A 17,021-nucleotide genomic window follows, 5' to 3' on the forward strand; every position below is an offset into this window, starting at 1 on the left:
CATCCGTGCGGCGTGAGGAGCTCCCCCGATGGCGTCAAGGTCCCTGTCCCGGCTCGCCCTCGCGGCGACCGGGGTCCTGCTCACCACCCTGCTCGGCGGCACCGCCACCGCGCAGCCGGCGGACACGCCGGTCTTCTGGCGCGTGCCGGCGACCGCCGCCCAGGCGCAGGCGCTGACCGAAGCCGGTTTCGACGTCGAGGAAGGCGACGCCGGTGCGGTCTACGTCGTCGGCGGCCAGGGCGTCGCGAACCAGCTGCGGGCGCGCGGCTTCCGGCCGTCGTTCTTCGACACCGTCTACAAAGAACTCCCGGCGCAGGGGAACGCGCTGGCGGCCGACACCTACTACGGCGGGTACCGGACGGTCACCGCGCACGAGAACCACCTCGCGCAGGTCGCTTCCACGCACCCGGACCTGGCCACGAAGTACACGATCGGCCAGTCGTGGAAGAAGACCAAGGGCCAGGGCGGCCACGACGTCCAGGCGCTCTGCCTGACGAAGAAGCAGGCCGGCGACTGCACGCTGTCGACGACGTCGCCGAAGCCGAAGTTCTTCCTGATGGCCCAGATCCACGCGCGCGAGCTGTCCACCGGCGAGCTCGCCTGGCGCTGGATCGACTACCTCGCCGACGGCTACGCGACCGACGCCACCGCGAAGTCCATTTTGGACACGACCGAGGTGTGGGTGGTGCCGATCGCCAACCCCGACGGCGTCGACATCGTCGCCTCCGGCGGGAACTCACCCAAGCTGCAGCGCAAGAACGCGAACAACTCCCGCGGCGGCTGCACCGGCACGAACATCGGCGTCGACCTCAACCGCAACTCGACGTTCAAGTGGGGCGGCGACTCGAACTCCGCGTGCTCGGAGACCTACCAGGGCGTGAGCGCGGGGTCCGAGCCCGAGGTGCAGGCGCTGGAGAAGCTGGCCCGCGCGATCTTCCCGGACCAGCGCGGCACCGGGAACAACGACCCCGCGCCGGCCACCGCCAAGGGCACGATGATCACGCTGCACAGCTACGGCAACGACATCATCATCCCGTGGGGCTTCACCCAGGCCACCTCGCCGAACGACGCGCAGTACCGCAAGCTCGGCGCCAAGTACTCGGCGTCCAACGGCTACCTCGTCGGCACCAACGAGGAAACCGTCGGCTACGACACGACCGGCACCACCGACGACTTCACCTACGGCGAACTCGGCGTCGCCAGCGTGACGTTCGAAGTCGGCGGCTCGAGCGGCACCTGCGGCGGCTTCCTGCCGAAGTACACCTGCGTCGACAGCACGTTCTGGCCGAAGAACAAGGGCGCGCTGATCACCGCCGCCAAGGCCGCGGCGGCACCGTACCAGCAGTAGTTCAGGGCCGGCAGGCGTAAACGCAGTTCTGCGGACGCGGGGATTCGAGCACTTCGACGTGCCGGAACCCCGCGTCCGCGAGCATTTCCCGGGCCTTTTCGGTGCCCCACATGGCACCCAGCGCGGCGCCGCCTTCGGCCAGCGACGTCGTCGTGCAGTACATCAGGCTGATCGAGTAGCACAGCGCGGCCAGCGGGTTGCCGACGTTCTTGGCGACGTCGCTGGAGAAGTTCGTGTCCACCATGAAGAACAGGCCGTCGCCGGCCAAGGCTTCCCGGACCCGCCGCAGCACGACGTCCGGCCGGTCCTGGTCGTGGACGGCGTCGAACGCGGTGATCACGTCGTACGGCGGATCGGCGGCCAGCTCGGCGGCGTCCCCGACGGCGAACTCGGCGTTCGGCAGGTCGCGGGCGAGTTCCCGGGCCTGCTCGACGACACCGGGGTTGATGTCGAGCCCGGTGAACCGCGACGCGGGGAACGCCCGCGCGGCGACGGCGACGGCGTTCCCGGTGCCGCAGCCGAGGTCGAGCACGCGCACCCCGGCGGTGAGCCGCTCGTTCAGGCCGGGCACCGCGCCGAAGAAGCCGTCGACGAGGTGTTCGCGGTAGATGTGCTTCCAGCTGTCGCCGGTTTTCGCGCCGAGGGTCTCGAGGTAGGGCCCGTACGCTTCCCGCGGGACGCCGCCACCTTCGGCGAACGCGCGTTCCAGCTCGGGGAGGATGCCGGTGAAGGCGCTCAGGGTGAGCAGGGACGGCATCAGGTTCGACGCCGTTTCCCCGAGCAGGAACTTCGCGTGTTCGGGCGGGAAGGCGTATTCGCCGGCGTCGTGGGTGAAGATGCCGCCGGTGACCATGGCGCCGAGCCACTCCCGGACGTAACGCTCGTGCAGCCCGGCGCGTTCGGCCAGCCCGGCGCTGGTGGCGGGCCCCCGCGCGGCGGCCTCGAAGAGCCCGGTGCGGTGGCCGACGCCGATCAGCATGGTGAGCGCGCTGCCGGTCATGGTCGCCGTCAGGTGCGCCGCGAAGTCCTTTTCCTCCATGGGAGGTGAGCCTAGGAGCCGGCGCCGCGGGTCGTGAGTGTTCAGTCGGGTTAGAACCCGACTGAACACTCACGACCCGCGCGTCAGTCGGGGCAGGACCAGCCAACTCACCGCCGTGGCCGGTGTGCCGGGTCTGGATGCACCCAATGTGGCGTTCGGTGCGTCTGACGCACCGAACGCCACATTGGGTGCGTTCCCGGCCGCCGCCGACTCCCCGCGCCGTAGGTAGCCAAATGACCATTGGCCCTAACCGACTTACCAGTCACGACCCCGGCGTCAGGCTTCTTCGTCTTCCAGGCCTGCGTCGGCGAGCACCGCGTAGACCCGGCGCCGGGCGTCGGCGAGGATCTTCTTCACCTCCGCCACCTGCGCCTCGGTGCCGCTGTGCCCCACCTGGGCCGCCGCGCCGGACAGCTCGCCCAGTGCGTGCCACAGCGTCGCGAAGCGATCGGCGTTCGGCTCCTCCTCGGGCTCGCCCCACAGCTCGGCGAACTCCGCCTCCCGCCCGGCGACGTGCTCACGGCCCGCATCGGTCAGCTCGGCGACGCGGCGGCCGCCCGTCTCGACCGTGTGGACCAGGCCTTCGTCCTCCAGCTGCTGCAGGATCGGGTACACCGAGCCGGGACTCGGGCGCCACCGCTCGTTCGTGCGGCGGCGGATCTCCTGCATCAGCTGGTAGCCGTGCATCGGCTCCTCGGCGAGCAGCGCCAGCACGGCCGGGCGCACCGGACGCGCCGGCGGCCGCCCGCCGCGGAACTCCCGGACCCGCTGCCACGGGCCGCCACCGCCCCAGCCGCCCGGGCCGCCGAACGAGCCGGGGCCGCCCGGGAACCCGGGAAAGCCCGGTGGCTGCGGCGGCTGGGGCGGGTGCGGCGGGAACCCGCCCGGCGGGCCCCCGCGCGCCAGCTCCGGTCCGCCGTCCCAGTCCTCGTGCCCCGGCACGTCGTGCAGCCCCGGCATCCCGTGCCCACCCGGCCCGTGCCCGAAGTGCCCACCACCGAAGCCGCCGAACATCCGTCCCGCTCCCGCTGACATGCGCTCTCCTCAGGTAGCCCTATCGCCGACACTCACACGATATATCGCCGTTCGATCGACAGCAACTCCCCACCCGCGTTCACCAGGAATTTCCCTCCCGGCCATGAATAGTTCGTTATACGCCGGGTTGTACGGGTCTTGTACGGACCGCGCCGACGCTACCGCCGAGACGTAGGACGTAGAACGAACAGGGAGAAACCGTGAACCTCACCCGGATCGCCAGAGGCCTCCTGGCCGGGCTGCTGGGGTGCGCCGCCGTGGCCGCCGTCGGCACCGCCACCGCGCAGGCCGATGTCAGCAGCACCTTGGTGTTCAACAAAAACACCGAAGGCCACGACTGCTACCGCATCCCCACCGTCGTCAAGGCGAACAACGGCGACCTGCTCGCCTTCGCCGAGGGCCGCAACGGCGGCGCCAGCTTCTGCAACGACCTCGGCGAAATCGACCTCGTCATGAAGCGCTCCACCGACGGCGGCAAGACGTGGAGCGCGCTGCAGACCGTCATCAAGGCCAACGGCGACACCAAGGGCAACCCGGCGCCGATCGTCATCCCGGGCAGCAACCGGATCGTGCTGCTGTCCACCATGCAGTGCTACACGAACCCGTCGTGCGGCCGCGTGCCGCGCGTGTCGATCAGCGAGGACAACGGCAAGACGTGGGGCGCGCCGCGCGTGCTGACCAGCGAACTCGGGTTCGCGAGCCCCCCGGGCTGGCTCGCCACCGGGCCGTCGCACGGGATCGTGCTCACGCGCGGCGCGCACGCCGGGCGGCTCGTCGCCGGGGTCAGCTGGACCATCAGCGGCACGAACACCGGCGCGCTGGTCTACAGCGACGACCAGGGCAGCACCTGGCACCGCGGCGCGACCGACTCCCCCACCAGCGCGATCAACCCGCAGGAAATCAGCGTCACCGAGCTGCTCGACGGCCGCGTGTACGCCGCCGCCCGCAACCAGGCCAACGACGGCAACAAGTGCCTGGAAGGCGGGACGCGCAACCGCGCCTTCGCGATCAGCTCCGACGGCGGCGCGAGCTTCAGCGCCAAGTTCGCCTTCGCCACCGACCTCGTCGCGCCGACCGTCCAGGGTTCGACGGCCCGGATGAGCGCCACCGACACCGGCGGCAAGTACAACCGGGTCGTGTTCGCCGCACCGTCCACTTGCGACCGTCGCAAGGAGCTGCGGGTGCACTCGTCCTTCGACGAGGGCGCGAACTGGACCGGCACCGCGGGCAGCCTGCTCGTGTGGGGCCAGGACGCGGCGTACTCCGACATGGTGCAGCTGTCCCAGTCCTCGGTCGGCGTGCTGTTCGAAGCGGGGCCGGAGTTCCACGCGAACGACACGATCCGCTACGCCACGGTGACCGACGCCGCGCTGGGCGCGCCGGCCTGCGGACTCGGTTACGGCGTCATCGATTCGGCACCGCTCGGCACGGCGGGCACGGCCTACCTGTCCTACAACGCCGCTACCGGCAAGAACTGCGTCAGCGCGATGAAGAGCGCCAACGCCGGGAAGGCCACGCAGACCTCGGCCTACCTGGAGGTCCAGGGCTCGGCGCGGGTCACCGACTCCGGGGCGTTCTCCTACTTCGCCGGCCCGGTTTCCGCGGCCGCGGCGGACAAGTGCGTGAAGTGGGGCGGCGCGGCCGACGGCCAGTCCTACGACAGCCAGTTCGAGCACTGCAGCTGACACGGGGAAGAGGGGACCCGGGCCGGGTCCCCTCGTTCCGTCGCCGTCAGAAACCCGAGCAGCTGGCGAGCGCGAACTCGCCGGAGGCGGTCGCCGTCTTGACCTCCTGGCCGTCCACGACGACCTTGCACGTCACCGTGCCGCCCGCTTCCCCGGTGCTCACGGTGAACGCGCCGATGAGGACGCCGGTGGCCTCGACGGTCTTCGTCCACGGCACGGTCGCGCCGGTTTCGGTCTTCACCGAGCCCGCCTGGTCGAACGTGCTGTAGTCGACGTCCGCGGTCTTCGCGTCGCCGGTCACCGAGTAGACGATCGTGTGGTGCTGGGTCGCCTGCTCGTTGACGTCGCCGATCGCCTTGCCCAGCACCACCACCCACAGGATGCTGACGACGAGGCCGAGCACCGACACGACGATGCCGGCGATCGCGAGCCCCTTGTTGGTGGCTTTGCCCGCCCGCACCCTGGCCAGGCCGACCGCGGACAGGACGAGCCCGAGCACCACCAGCGGCCACGCGATCACGCCGACGATCGGGATCGGCGAGAACACCAGCCCGACCAGGCCGAGGACGAAGCCCGCCGTGCCGAGGCCGTTGCGGGGCGGCGCGGCCTGCGGAGCCGGGTACTGCTGCTGGATCGGGGTGTAGTCGGTCATCGGGGTCGTGTCCTTTCGCCTTCGCTTGACGGCGAGCAGGAAACCAGCGCCCCGGGTGGCGCCGCGTCGTCCGCGAGCCTCGACCCGGTACGACGAAAGTCGTCAACCGGCGGGCCCCGGAGAAGCCGAACAGCTGATGGACGTCCCCCGGGCGCCTCGTAGGCTCACCGCATGGGGTCCGTGCTTCGGGTGGTGTACACCGTGCTCGCGGTCGCGACCGGCGTGCTGAGCAGCACGATCTACGCCGCCTTGGCCAGCGCCCTGCCGGGTACGTCGGCCACGCTGATCACGGTGCTGGGCGTGCTCGCCTGGTTCGCCGGGATCGGCGCGTCCGTCATGCTGGTCTGGCGGCACCGGTGGCCGCTGCTCGTCACCGGGATCGCGCTCGTGCCGCCGTTGCTGCTGCCCGGCGATTCGCTGGCCGCGCTGATCGCCCTCGCCGCGTTCACCGCTCACCACGTCGGGTGGCGGCGGTGGGGCGCGTCGGTGCTCGTCGCCGCGGCGACCGCGCTCGCGGTGTGGCGGGACGCGAGCCGCTTCTCCGAAGTGACGATCGCCGGGGCCTGGATGTCGACCGGATCGACGGCGGGCAAGCTGACCGGCGTCGTCCTGACCGCCCTCGTGTTCACCGCGGTCCCGGTCACCGTCGGGGTGGTGCGGCACAGCCTGGCCGAGACACGCCGTCGGATCGCCGAGCAGGAGGCGCTGCGCGAGCAGATGGCGCGCCGCGAGGAGCAGGCCCGCATCGCCCGCGAGATGCACGACGTCCTCGGGCACCGGCTGTCCCTGCTTTCGCTGCAGGCGGGCGCCCTCGAAGTCACCGCCACCACCGCACCGGACACCGCGGCGGCGGCCAAGACCGTGCGGACCACCGCCCGGCAGTCGCTCGACGACCTGCGCCAGGTGATCGGCGTGCTGCGCGGGCCCGGGTTCGCCGGCCGCGAAGCCGGCGGCCCGGCCGAACCGCCGCAGCCGACGCTGGCCGACATCCCCGGCCTGATCGCCGGCGCCCGGCAGGCCGGGCTCACCGCCAACGTGACGATCCTGCTCGACCAGGCCGCGACGGCCCCGGCCCCGCTCGGCACGGCCGCCTACCGGATCCTCCAGGAAGCGCTCACCAACGTGCTCCGGCACGCGCCGGGCGCGCCGGCGGAGGTGACCGTGCGCGGCGGGCCCGGCCCCGGCCTGGTGCTCGAGGTCGTCAACGCGCTGCCGCCGCACCCGGTGGCCTCGCCGGGTTCGGGCACCGGGCTCACCGGTGTCGGCGAGCGCGTCGCCCTGCTGGGCGGCTCGCTCACGGCCGGGCCGGCCGGCGAGCGGGTGTTCGCGCTGCGCGCCTGGCTGCCCTGGGCACCGGCCGCCGCCCCGGCCCCCTAGCATGTGCGGGTGAGCGTCCGCGTTCTGCTCGTCGACGACGACCCGCTGGTCCGCACCGGCCTGACCATGATCCTCGGCAGCGCGCCCGACATCACCGTCGTCGCGGAGGCGGGTGACGGCGACGAAGCGGCGCAGCAGGTCGCGCGGCACGCACCCGACGTCGTCCTGATGGACATCCGGATGCGCCGGATGGACGGCCTCGCGGCGACGGCGGCGGTGCTCGCCCAGCCGCGCCCGCCGCGGGTGCTGATCCTGACGACGTTCGACCTCGACGAGTACGTCTTCGAAGCACTCGCGGCCGGCGCCAGCGGGTTCCTGCTCAAGGAAGGCTCGCCGCAGGAGATCATCGAGGGCGTCCGGGTGGTCGCGAACGGCGACGCGATGCTGTCACCGCGCACGACGAAACAGCTGATCGGCCAGTTCGTCGCGACGCGCGTGAGCCCGCGCCGGGCGCTCGCTCAGGCGAAGCTGGGTCTGCTGAGCGAGCGCGAACGCCAGATCGTCACGGCGGTCGCGCGGGGCAAGCCGAACGCGGAGATCGGGGCGGAGCTGTTCGTCAGCGAAGCGACGGTGAAAACGCACATCACGCGCACGTTCGCGAAGCTCGACGTCAGCAACCGCGTCCAGCTCACGATCTTCGCCTACGAAGCGGGGCTCGTCACACCCTGAGCCCGGGTGTTGCACCGGGGCCCCGGGAAGCGATGTAACGAACATGACCCGCCCCGATGACGAACGGCACCGCGCACTGGTCGCGGCGCTGCGGGAGTGGGCCCGTCAGGTCGATTCCGTGCCCTACCCCGCCAAGCTCGACATCGACGCGCTGCTGGACCGCTACTACGAGAGCCGGCCGGCACCGCCGCCCGCCGCGTCGCTGGTGCTCACCGCGACCGCCGAAGCCACCGTCGTCGCCGTCACCGGGGACATCGACCTGGCCTGCGGCGACCGGCTGCGCGACCGGCTCGCCGAAGAGATCGGGCTGGCCCCGCGGGGTCTCGTCCTCGACCTGGGCGGGGTGCGCCACTGTTCCGCCCGCGGCGTCGCGCTGCTGCACGAGGTGGCCGGCCGCGCCCACCGCGCCGGGATCCCGTTCGCCCTCGCCGGCTGTCCCGCGGTGGTGCTCCGGGCGATCGAGACCCTCCGGCTGGGCCCGCTCCTGCCGCTGCACCCCACCGTGGCCGACGCGCTCGAGTGGCTCGGGATCCTGACCCGGCTGCGGGCGGCCGGCGCTACTTCGCCGCCGGAGCCGTGGCCACCGCCGACTCACCGAACCTGATCCCCTTGGCCTCCTTGCCGAGCGCCGTCAGCACCGCCACCGCGACCAGGCCGGGGACCACCGTCCACAGGAGCGCCGAGGTGTACCCGTGCGCCTCCGCGATGGCCTGCTGGATCGGCAGGTTCAGCGCGGCCAGCAGGTTGCCCAGCTGGTAGGTCACCCCCGGGTAGAAGCCGCGGATGGCGTCCGGCGACATCTCGGTCAGGTGCGCCGGGATCACGCCCCACGCGCCCTGCACCATGATCTGCATCAGGAACGAGCCGAGCGCGAGCAGCCCCGCGCCGTGGTCGAACGCGAAGATCGGGATCACCGGCAGGCCGAGCACCGCCGCCGTGACGATCGTGCGGCGGCGGCCCAGGCGTTCGGACAGCGTGCCGAAGGTCAGGCCGCCGATGATGGCGCCGACGTTGTACAGCACGGCGATCCACGTGCTGGTCGAGGCGCTGAGCCCGGCGCCGCCGTTCTCGTGGGCCTTCAGGAAGCTCGGGTAGACGTCCTGGGTGCCGTGGCTCATCCAGTTGAACGCCGTCATCAGCAGGATCAGGTAGCCGAAGCGGCGGATCACCTTCGGGTTCAGCAGGATGTCCTTGACCGACGTCCGCGTGACCCGCAGCTTCTCCCGCGCGACCTCCCAGACCTCCGACTCGCGCACGCGGGCCCGGATCAGCAGGCTGATCAGCGCCGGGAAGATGCTCAGCACGAAGATCCAGCGCCATTCGAGGTCGAGCAGCGAGTGGAACAGCAGGTACGCGAGCGCGGCGAGCAGGTAGCCGATCGAGTAGCCGACCTGCAGCAGGCCCGAGAAGAACCCGCGGCGGGCCACCGGGATCTTCTCCATCGCCAGCGCCGCGCCGAGACCCCACTCGCCGCCCATGCCGATGCCGTAGACGAACCGCAGGACCAGCAGCACGGTGTAGTTCGGGGCGAACGCGCAGAGCAGGCCGGCCACCGAGTACAGCAGGACGTCGGCCATCAGCGGGATCCGCCGTCCGACCCGGTCGGCCCACAGGCCGAACAGCAGCGCGCCGACCGGGCGCATCACCAGCGTGGCGGTGGTGATGAAGGCCAGCTGCGTCGCCGTCGCGCCGAACGACTTGTCCTTGGCGATGTCCGCCAGGACGAAGACGACGAGGAAGTAGTCGAAGGAGTCCATGCTCCAGCCGAGCAGCGCCGCGAGGAAGGCGTTGCGCTGATCGGATGTAAGCGCTTTCTTGGCTGGCGCCGATGCCGCCTGGCGTTCCGTCACGTTTGCCCCGTCCCGTCGGTTTTTCACCGGAAGACCGCAGGCACGGTGTAGCACCCACCGCCGGGCGCGGGCAAGGGTCAGAGCGCGACGCGGGTGCGGACCCGGCGGCCGACGTCGCGCGCCCAGGCCTTGATCCGGTCCCAGTCGCGGAAGTCGCCGGCGCGCCGCCCGGCCGCGAACAGGCGCGGGATGATGCCGCGCACGGTCGCCGGGTCGAGACGGCCGCCGAAGGTCGCGGTGCGCTCGGCGTCGATGCGCGCGGCCAGCAGCGCGACGTTCGGCGGCAGGCTGACCTGCCGCCCGGCGGCGTCCGGCCCGCACGGTCCGCTGTGGAACAGCCAGACCGGGCGCTCGGCCAGCGCCCGGGCGTTGCGCTCCAGCAACCGGACCGCCTCAGGCCGCCACCGGCCGTAGTACAGGGCACTGCCGACGACGACCGCGGCGTAGTCCTCCACCCCCGCGACGTCGGCGGCGTCGCGCACGTCCACGGTCAGGCCGGTGCCGCCGAGCTCGGCGGCGATCACCTCGGCGATCTGCCGGGTTCCGCCGTGGCGCCCGGCGTAGGCGACGAGGACCAGGGACATCGTTCCATTGTCGGCCCTGGCGGACCGGACCGCGGCGCGGGCCGGTCACGATCCGCCATACGGGCGCACCTGCGTTGCTCTTCGTGGGCTCGCGGGTCCCTCGTTCACTCGCCCGTGTTCGCGGGCGGCAAGAACGCCGGGCGCAGCGCGGGATCGGGCTCGTCGTAGTAGCGGTGGAACACCGCGGTCTGGCCACCGGAGACCGGCGGCACGATCCAGCTCCAGTCGGCCGGGCACCGGCGGCCCGCCCGCTCCTCGCGTTCGAGGTGGGCCAGGAACCGCCGCGACTCCGTGTGGTGGTCGGCGATGGTCACGCCGGCGGCGTCGAACGAGTGCTGGACCGCCAGGGTCAGCTCGACCAGCGCCCGGTCGCGCCACAGCGTGCGCTCGGACGACGTCGGCAGGCCCATCAGCTCGGCGACGACCGGCAGCAGGTCGTAGCGCTGCTCGTCGGCCAGGTTCCGGGCGCCGATCTCGGTGCCGAGGTACCAGCCGTTGAACGGCGCCGCGGGGTAGGTGACACCGCCGATCTCCAGCGGCATGTCGCTGATCGCCGGCACCGCGTGCCAGCGCAGGCCGAGACCGGCGAACCAGCGGTGGTCGGGGTGCGTGAGCGGGACCTCCAGCACGGCGTCCGGCGGCAGCGTGAACAGCCGCGGCTCCCCCGGCAGCGCCTCGACCAGCAGCGGGAGGACGTCGAAGGACCCCCGCCGCTCCGGCGGGCGCCAGCCGAGTCTTCGCACCCGTTCGGTGAACCCGGTGTACCGGGGGTCGCCGAGGACCGAGCCGTCGTCGAGGCGGTACCCGGCGTAGCGGATCAGCTGCTCATTGTGGATGCGCGGCCCCGGTTTGCCGGGCGCGTCCGGCGCGAAGACGGTGACCGTCGGGCGGATCCGCCCGCCTCGGGTGGCCTGGCGCAGGTGGGCGACGCACTCGCCGGCGATCGCCGCGGGGTCGGTGACCCGCCGCCGGTCGCGGACGCGGAGGCTGCGCCAGTACAGCCTGCCGATGCAGCGGGCCGAGTTGCGCCACGCGAGGCGCGCGCCGTACGCCAGCTCGGCCGCGGTGTGGCGGTAGGTGCCCGTTTCGGCGATTTCCGCGCGGACCTCGGCGAGGCGCGTTTCGAACCGCGTGCCTTCTTCCGCGGCACCTTCGGCGTACACCCGGTCCAGGAATTCTTCCGCTTCCGCGGAATTGACGCTCTGTTCCTCCGAGACGCGCTGGGGGTAAAGCGGCAGCGCTGCCGTCACCCGCTCAGGTGCAACGGTCACCGCGTCTCCCTACTCTCCGGAATCGTGATCTGCACCCCGACGAAAAGGTTCACCGTTCCTCCGATGGTCGCCGATGACGAGCCGGTCCTGGAGGTACCGCCGCCCCCGGCACCTCCGGCCAGGCGGGGGAGAGTACTCCACGATCCGGGCGTCGCACTCCCCCGATCGTGAATTCCATCCCGGCAATCCCCGAATGCGGCTTCGGCCAGGGAAAACCCCGGAGAAAAAACTGCTACCAAGCGTCATTCGGACATGGCGCAGCGCATTTCCGGTCAATCGATCACTGCGGACACCACGGGCACCGTGATCCTTTCCCCGTGGCGGCCTTTCGTCTTTTCGTGGGCTTTCGCCGAACGGCCTTTCCGGGCCGCGGTCCCCCGTGTATCAGCGCGCTCGCGCGCGACGTTAGAGTCGCGTGCGTGAGCCGGATTCCCGTGGTCCTCGTCGCCGGGTTCCTCGGCGCGGGCAAGACAACGTTGCTCAACCACCTGCTCGCCAACCGCGAGGGTGCCCGGGTCGGCGTCGTGGTCAACGACTTCGGCCAGGTGAACGTCGACGCGCTCGCCGTCGCCGGCCAGGTCGACACCATGGTTTCGCTCGGCAACGGCTGCCTGTGCTGCGCCGTCGACGCGAGCGGGCTCGACGCGATGCTCACGCGGCTCTCCTCGGCCGAGGCGGGCATCGACGTCATCGTGGTCGAGGCCAGCGGCATCGCCGAACCCCGCGACCTCATCCGGCTGATGATCGCCAGCGAGAACCCGGACATCCGCTACGGCGGGCTCGCCGAGGTCGTGGACGCGGCCGAGTTCGAAGCCGCCCGCGAGCGCCACCCCGAGCTGGCCGACCACCTGCGCCTGGCCGACCTCGTGGTGCTGAACAAGGCCGACCGGGTGTCCGCCGAAGCGCTCGCGAAGCTCACGGCGGTCGTCGAAGAGCTGGCGCCGGGCCGTCCCCTGCTGGTCACCGAGCACGGCCGTGTCGACCCGAGGCTGTTCTTCGACCCCGAACCCCGCGGCGAGCGCGTCGGCCAGCTGTCGTTCGACGACCTGCGCGAGGACGACCACGACCACGCCGAGCACCTGCACGCGAGCTACCAGACGGTGACGTTCACGGCCGAGACGCCGCTGGCACCGCGCGCGTTCGTGGACTTCCTGGAGCGCCGCCCGGCCGGGCTCTACCGCATGAAGGGCCAGGCCGACTTCGGGATCGACGCGCGCTTCCACCTGCACACGGTCGGCGGTTTCGTGCAGCTGGCGCGGTCGCCGTGGCCCGCGCGTGAGCCGCGCCGGACCGAGCTGGTGCTGATCGGCGCCGGCCTCGACGCCGACGCCGTGCTGGCCGACCTGGAGCGTTGCGTGGCCCCGGACCCGTCGGTCGTCGACGAGCGCGGCCTGCTGCACATCCTCCGCTACCTCCCCGACCAGGCCTGACACGCCGACGACCGGCAAATGCGCTCCCGACCCGCCCGGGCCGACGGACACTGTCGGCCATGACGACCACCGCGGTGAGCACACCCCGCTGGTACCGGGTCGGCGTGCTGCCCGAAGACGTCCCCCTGGCCCACCTGATGACCCGCTCCGGCGACCTCCGCTACCGCCGCTCGGCCTGCGGCGAGCGCGAATCCCGCAGCTGGAAACCGGTCGACCTGACGACGGCGGAGCTCACCCCCTGCCCGGGCTGCGTCGCGACGCTGTCCGGCGCGCCCGCGGACGGCGAGGACCGCGCCCAGCTGGCACTCGACTTGGGCGTCTAGCCGGCGCGGTGAAGAGACGGTGGGGGTGGCTCGCGGGCGCCGTGGTGCTGCTCGCGGCGTCGGTGTCGGTCGTCGTCTGGGGAACGCCGTTCATCGGTTCGTGGTCGGCGAAGACGCGCGACGTCGTCGAGGCGTTCAGCTGGGTCTTCGCCATCGGCACCCCGGTGGTGGCGGTCGCGGTGTGGGCCGGCCAGGGCATCCGGGGGCCGCGCCGGAAGCCGCCGGGGCTCTCGGGCCGCGCCCTGCACCTGGTGTCCGGTGCGCTGCCGACCCCGCGGCACACCACCCTCGGGCAGCTGCGCGTGAAGCGGGCGATCGCGTCGCCGTCGGGCGCCGACCGCCACGCCCCGCCCCACCTGCCCCGGGACCTCGAGCACGCGCTCGACGAGCAGCTGCGGCGGGGCGGCGCGGTGCTGCTGCACGGCCCCGCCGCCGCGGGCAAGACCAGGACCGCGGCCGAAGCGCTGCGGCGGGTGTTCCCGGACCGGCCGCTGCTGATCCCCGCGGACGGCCCCCGGTTGCGCGAGCTGGCCGAGCTGGACCTGGTGCCCGGCGACTGCGTCGTCTTCCTCGACGACCTCGAACGCTTCCTGGTGCCGGGCGGCCTCGACCTCGCGCTGCTGCAACGGCTCGACCCGGCGGTCGTGGTCCTCGCGACCCTGCGCGACGACGAACTCGCCCGGTTCACCCAGGCGTCCCGGCTCGCCGCCGGCGAGCCGGCCGCGGGCGGCATCCCGCTCGCCGCGGCTGACCTGCTGGACCAGATCACCGACGAACGCCGGATCCCGGTCGCCCGCGAGCTGACGGACGGCGAGCGCGAGCGCGCCCGGCAGCTCGCCCGGCGCGACCGGCGGATCGCCCAGGCCCTGGCGGCGCGGGAAGGGTTCGCCGAGTACCTGGCCGCGGGGACGGCCATGGTCGCCCGCTGGACGGTCGGCGAAGGACCGTTGTTCCAGGTGGGGAGCGCGCTGATCACGGCCGCCGTCGAATGCCGCCGGGCCGGTGTGCAGGAGCCGCTGCCGCTCGAGCTGCTGGCCGCCTTGGCGCGCGAGTTCGTCGATCCGGCCTGGCGGGACCGCGGCGACCTGCCACCGGCCGGGGAGGCGGCCGCTTGGGCGAGCCGGCCCGTCCTCCAGGCGAGTTCGTGCCTGCAGCCGTACCGGGACGGGACGCTGATGGCCATGGACTACCTGGTCGACCACGCCGACCGCGGCGGCCCGCCCGGCCACGGCCGCGAAGTGCCGGACGCGGTGTGGGACGCGGTGCTCGACGACCCGGCTCCCGACCGGGCGTACGCCGTGGGCGTCACGGCGTACCTGCGCGGCAGGCGGGACGTCGCGGAGCGCGCGTTCCGCGCCGCGGCCGAAGACGGGCACCTGGCGGGGATGACGGCGTTCGGCGTGCTCTGCCACCACGACGAGCGCGCCGGCGAAGCCGAGAAGTGGTGGCAGGAGGCGGCCGCCCGCGGGCACACCTCGGCGATGGTCAACCTCGGCGTCGTGCACGACAAGCGCGCCGAGCGCGAGACGGCGCTGGCGTGGTGGCACCGCGCGGCCGGCCTCGGCGACCCCGAAGCCGTTTACCGCCTGGGTTGCGTCGACGAAGAGGCGGGGAACGCCGCGGCGGCGGAAGAGCGTTTCCGGGCCGCTGCCGAACACGGCGAACCGCGGGCGTTCTCCAGGCTCGGGGAGCTGTACCGCCGGGCCGGCCGGCTGGACGAGGCGCTCGGCATGTTCCGCGAATCCTTCCGGCTCGGGCAGCCCTTCGCGGCCTTCTGCGTCGCGTTCGTCCACGAAGAAAAGGACGAACTGCGGGAGGCCGCGAAATGGTTCGCGATCGCGGCCGAGCTGAAGACTCCCCACGCGCGCACCCGGCTCGCCACCGTCCTGCTGAAGCTGGGGGAAGAAAGCCGCGCGGAGGCGGCGTTCCGCGAAGCCGCCGAAGACGGCGACGGCGAAGCACTGGCCTGGCTCGCCGGCCAGGCCGACGACGACGCGGAGGCCGACCGGCTGTACCGGGAAGCAGCGGAAAAGGGCTTCCGCAGCGCGATGACCATCACCGCGATCCGGCTGTTCGCCCGCGGGGACGCGACCGGCGCCGAGCACTGGTACCGCACGGCGGCAGTGGACGGCGAGCCGGCGGCGATGGCCGCGCTGGGGTCGCTGCTGCACACGAGCGGCCGCTACACCGAAGCCGAAAAGTGGTACCGGCGAGTGATCGAAGCGCAGCTCGAGGCCGAGCCACGCGCGGCGGGCCTGGAAGACCTCGTCATGGGCGGCTGCGTGGTCAACCTGTCGAAGATCCTTCGCCGCCGCGGAAAGCAGGCGGAGTCCGAAGCGGTCCTCCGGCGGGGTGCGGCGGCGGGCCTGCCGGTGGCCATGACCCACCTCGCGGCTCAGCTCGTGAAGGACCGGCAGAAGACCGAAGCGAAGGAGTGGTACACCCGCGCCGCGGAGGCCGGCGAGGTCGACGCCCTCGTCGTGCTCGGCGAGCTGGCGCTGGAGGAAGACGACCCGGCCGCGGCGGAGAAGTGGTTCACCCTCGCCGCGGCGCAGTCGGACGTCGACGCCCTCGTCAACCTCGCGGTCTTCCGCCGCTACGCCGGGGACACCGAAGGGATGAAGGAGTTCCTGCGGCTGGCGGCCGACCTGGGCGACCCGGACGCCATGGTGGAACTGGGCCGCGCGGCGGACGCCGAGCAGGACGAATCCCAAGCCGAGCTGTGGTACACCCGCGCCGCCGAACACGGCGACGTACCGGCGATGTCGCTACTGGCCCGTCGGGCGTTGGCCCGGAACGACCCGGACCGCGCGATGTCGTGGTTCACCCGGGCCGCGGAAGCCGGCAGCGCCGAAGCGGCCTACGACTGCGGCAACATCCTGCTGGGTCAGGAAAAACCCGCCGAAGCGGCACTCTGGTGGAAGCGGGCCGCGGCCGGCGGCAACCTGCTGGCCACCACGAACCTCGGGGTGTGGCTGGAGAAACAGGGCGACGTCGCCGCCGCGGTGAAGCTGTACCAGCACGCTGCTCGCGGTGGGCAGCCGGAAGCGATGCTGGCTTTGAGCAGCTACGAGCTGGGGCGCGAAAACCTCGGGGAAGCCATCAAGTGGGCCGAGCAGGCCTCGCTCCAGCGGCACACCCGGGCCTTCGCGCACACCGCAGGTCTCTACGCCCTCGTCGGCGACGTGGCGCAGGCGGCCGAGTGGTACCAGCTCGCGGCCGCGATCGGGGATCCCGCCGGTGAGCAGGGGCTGGCCCTGCTCCGCCGGGCCGTTGCCGCCGCGTCGGCCGAAGCCCCAGGACCACAGCCCTAGCTGAGCGCCTTCTCGTAGCAGACCGACTCGGGGTCGCTTTCGTGCGGCGGGAAGTTCGGCACCCGCCGGTACCCCGCCCGCTCGTACAAGCGCATCGCCGCCGGCTGGCGGACTCCGGTTTCCAGGCGGAGGCGGTGCGCACCCTGGTGGCGGGCGAGGCGTTCGGACTCCGCGACCAGCGCGCCCGAGACGCCGGTGCCGCGCGCGTCCGGGGCGACGAACATGCGCTTCAGCTCGGACAGGCCCGGCTCGACCGGTTCGACCGCGCAGCAGCCGATCGCGCGGGGCCCGTCGCGGGCCAGGAGGTACCGGCTGGCCGGGCCCAGCGGGCGGGGCTGGGCGTCCGGGGGCAGGTCGTAGACCACGATCAGCTCGGCCGTCATCGCCGTCATCAAGGCGAGCAGCAACCCGTCGTCGGCCGGGCACTCCGCGACGGTGGCCACT

Annotated in this window: 15 protein-coding genes; 8 read left to right on the forward strand and 7 right to left on the reverse strand. The window is 72.5% G+C overall.

The genetic code is table 11. The annotated features are described in order from the left end of the window. Positions 1-28 precede the first annotated feature (28 nt). Positions 29-1,348, forward strand: coding sequence for a M14 family zinc carboxypeptidase (locus EIY87_RS11385; RefSeq protein ID WP_125307663.1), 1,320 nt, complete (start codon positions 29-31; stop codon positions 1,346-1,348). Between the two features lies 1 nt (position 1,349). Here EIY87_RS11385 and EIY87_RS11390 read toward each other — a convergent pair whose 3' ends face one another. Further along, positions 1,350-2,387: a class I SAM-dependent methyltransferase gene (locus EIY87_RS11390; RefSeq protein ID WP_125307664.1), complete on the reverse strand. Its 1,038-nt coding sequence runs from the start codon at positions 2,385-2,387 to the stop codon at positions 1,350-1,352. A 276-nt stretch (positions 2,388-2,663) separates the two neighbouring features. Continuing rightward, on the reverse strand, positions 2,664-3,422 hold the full coding sequence (locus EIY87_RS11395) for a PadR family transcriptional regulator (protein ID WP_125307665.1): 759 nt from the start codon (positions 3,420-3,422) through the stop codon (positions 2,664-2,666). A 200-nt stretch (positions 3,423-3,622) separates the two neighbouring features. On the opposite strand from EIY87_RS11395, the gene EIY87_RS11400 reads away from it, so the two are divergent. After that, positions 3,623-5,107, forward strand: a complete 1,485-nt coding sequence (locus EIY87_RS11400; RefSeq protein ID WP_125307666.1) for a sialidase family protein — start codon at positions 3,623-3,625, stop codon at positions 5,105-5,107. A gap of 46 nt (positions 5,108-5,153) precedes the next feature. Here EIY87_RS11400 and EIY87_RS11405 read toward each other — a convergent pair whose 3' ends face one another. Continuing rightward, positions 5,154-5,759, reverse strand: a complete 606-nt coding sequence (locus tag EIY87_RS11405) for an MmpS family transport accessory protein (protein ID WP_125307667.1) — start codon at positions 5,757-5,759, stop codon at positions 5,154-5,156. A gap of 171 nt (positions 5,760-5,930) precedes the next feature. On the opposite strand from EIY87_RS11405, the gene EIY87_RS11410 reads away from it, so the two are divergent. Genes EIY87_RS11410 through EIY87_RS11420 form a run of 3 tightly spaced genes read left to right on the forward strand, consistent with a single transcriptional unit; the run spans position 5,931 to position 8,409 of the window. Beyond that, complete coding sequence (locus EIY87_RS11410) at positions 5,931-7,136, forward strand: sensor histidine kinase (RefSeq protein ID WP_191984052.1); 1,206 nt, start codon at positions 5,931-5,933, stop codon at positions 7,134-7,136. A 9-nt stretch (positions 7,137-7,145) separates the two neighbouring features. After that, complete coding sequence (locus EIY87_RS11415; RefSeq protein ID WP_125307668.1) at positions 7,146-7,805, forward strand: response regulator transcription factor; 660 nt, start codon at positions 7,146-7,148, stop codon at positions 7,803-7,805. A gap of 43 nt (positions 7,806-7,848) precedes the next feature. Then, positions 7,849-8,409, forward strand: a complete 561-nt coding sequence (locus EIY87_RS11420; RefSeq protein ID WP_125307669.1) for an STAS domain-containing protein — start codon at positions 7,849-7,851, stop codon at positions 8,407-8,409. Here the strand turns inward: EIY87_RS11420 and EIY87_RS11425 are convergent. The 3 genes from EIY87_RS11425 to EIY87_RS11435 form a co-directional block, all read right to left on the reverse strand. Continuing rightward, the gene (locus EIY87_RS11425) at positions 8,363-9,655 is read right to left on the reverse strand and encodes an MFS transporter (RefSeq protein WP_125307670.1); all 1,293 of its coding nucleotides are present in this window, start codon (positions 9,653-9,655) and stop codon (positions 8,363-8,365) included. The genes EIY87_RS11420 and EIY87_RS11425 overlap by 47 nt on opposite strands. Before the next feature lie 77 nt (positions 9,656-9,732). Then, a complete protein-coding gene (locus EIY87_RS11430; RefSeq protein ID WP_125307671.1) occupies positions 9,733-10,239 on the reverse strand; it encodes a flavodoxin domain-containing protein in 507 nt (168 codons plus the stop codon). 104 nt (positions 10,240-10,343) lie between these two features. Beyond that, positions 10,344-11,489 (reverse strand): nitric oxide synthase oxygenase, encoded by a 1,146-nt coding sequence (locus EIY87_RS11435; RefSeq protein WP_125307716.1) that lies wholly within the window; start codon positions 11,487-11,489, stop codon positions 10,344-10,346. A gap of 440 nt (positions 11,490-11,929) precedes the next feature. On the opposite strand from EIY87_RS11435, the gene EIY87_RS11440 reads away from it, so the two are divergent. Genes EIY87_RS11440 through EIY87_RS11450 form a run of 3 tightly spaced genes read left to right on the forward strand, consistent with a single transcriptional unit; the run spans position 11,930 to position 16,577 of the window. Beyond that, the gene (locus EIY87_RS11440) at positions 11,930-12,940 is read left to right on the forward strand and encodes a CobW family GTP-binding protein (RefSeq protein WP_125307672.1); all 1,011 of its coding nucleotides are present in this window, start codon (positions 11,930-11,932) and stop codon (positions 12,938-12,940) included. 59 nt (positions 12,941-12,999) lie between these two features. Further along, positions 13,000-13,263 carry a hypothetical protein gene (locus EIY87_RS11445; RefSeq protein ID WP_125307673.1) on the forward strand — a complete coding sequence of 88 codons (264 nt, stop codon included), beginning with the start codon at positions 13,000-13,002 and terminating at the stop codon, positions 13,261-13,263. An 8-nt stretch (positions 13,264-13,271) separates the two neighbouring features. Further along, positions 13,272-16,577, forward strand: coding sequence for a tetratricopeptide repeat protein (locus EIY87_RS11450; RefSeq protein WP_125307674.1), 3,306 nt, complete (start codon positions 13,272-13,274; stop codon positions 16,575-16,577). Here the strand turns inward: EIY87_RS11450 and EIY87_RS11455 are convergent. After that, a complete protein-coding gene (locus EIY87_RS11455; protein WP_125307675.1) occupies positions 16,574-17,020 on the reverse strand; it encodes a GNAT family N-acetyltransferase in 447 nt (148 codons plus the stop codon). The two genes, EIY87_RS11450 and EIY87_RS11455, sit on opposite strands and share 4 nt — an antisense overlap. Position 17,021 lies beyond the last annotated feature (1 nt).

The organism is Amycolatopsis eburnea (assembly GCF_003937945.1).
Taxonomy (GTDB): Bacteria; Actinomycetota; Actinomycetes; order Mycobacteriales; family Pseudonocardiaceae; genus Amycolatopsis; species Amycolatopsis eburnea.